The sequence below is a fragment of the Protofrankia sp. Cr1 genome (genome assembly GCF_963555865.1).
Lineage (GTDB): Bacteria > Actinomycetota > Actinomycetes > Frankiales > Frankiaceae > Protofrankia.
The window spans coordinates 4088-4742 of sequence record NZ_CAUVXO010000437.1; the positions used below are offsets into that span (position 1 = coordinate 4088).

General features: G+C 66.3%; 1 protein-coding gene and 1 pseudogene. One reads left to right on the plus strand and one right to left on the minus strand.

Annotation, left to right across the window (positions count from 1 at the left end; translation table 11 throughout):
* Positions 1–285: pseudogene (locus tag U9980_RS23155) on the plus strand (hypothetical protein); the annotation flags it as partial.
* Here the strand turns inward: U9980_RS23155 and U9980_RS23160 are convergent.
* Positions 276–560: a type II toxin-antitoxin system RelE/ParE family toxin gene (locus U9980_RS23160; RefSeq protein ID WP_322753404.1), complete on the minus strand. Its 285-nt coding sequence runs from the start codon at positions 558–560 to the stop codon at positions 276–278. The pseudogene U9980_RS23155 and the gene U9980_RS23160 sit on opposite strands and share 10 nt — an antisense overlap.
* Positions 561–655: the final 95 nt, after the last annotated feature.

The window sequence follows — 655 nt, forward strand, 5'->3', positions numbered from 1 at the left end:
AGTCGAGACCATCGCCACCGGGCTGAGGTGGAAGCGCTTGTGGGAGCCGCTGCGATCGTCGGCGAGGTGGAGGCCGCTGCACGCGAGGCCCGCTGGGAACTCGTCGCCACGGTCGCCGCGAGTTTCCCGACCTGGCGATCGTTCGCTGGTCTTCTTCAGGGCGGCGGCCGCGACATCCAGGGGCAGGTCCTCGTGGAGGTTTCTCCGTGCCTGCGCGACGGCAGCGCGATCTCGACGTGCGGAGGCCGAGGCGAAGCGCAATTGCTCGTCAGTGATTACAGGTGATAGACGTCCCGCCGATGCCGGATGGAGTGGATCTCTACAAGATGCTTAGCCGCGTCGATCCGATAGATGATGCGGTAGGTTCCTCTGCGCGCCGAGTAGAAGCCATCGAAGGGCTCGTCCAACGGCTTTCCGACTCGGTGGGGATTTATGGCGATCGCTCGCTGGATCGTCTCCAGTGCGGCGGCCGCGACCTCCAGGGACAGGTCCTCGTGGAGGTTTCTCCGTGCTCTGCGCGACAGCGCGACCTCGTAGGGCGCGTCGCTGGCGGCCGTCACTCGTCCCTGGCCCGCCGCTCGTTCAGTTCGGCTACGACCTCGTCCAGGGCGAAGGTGTCGCCCGTGGCGAAGTCGTCCCTCGACTGTCGCAGATC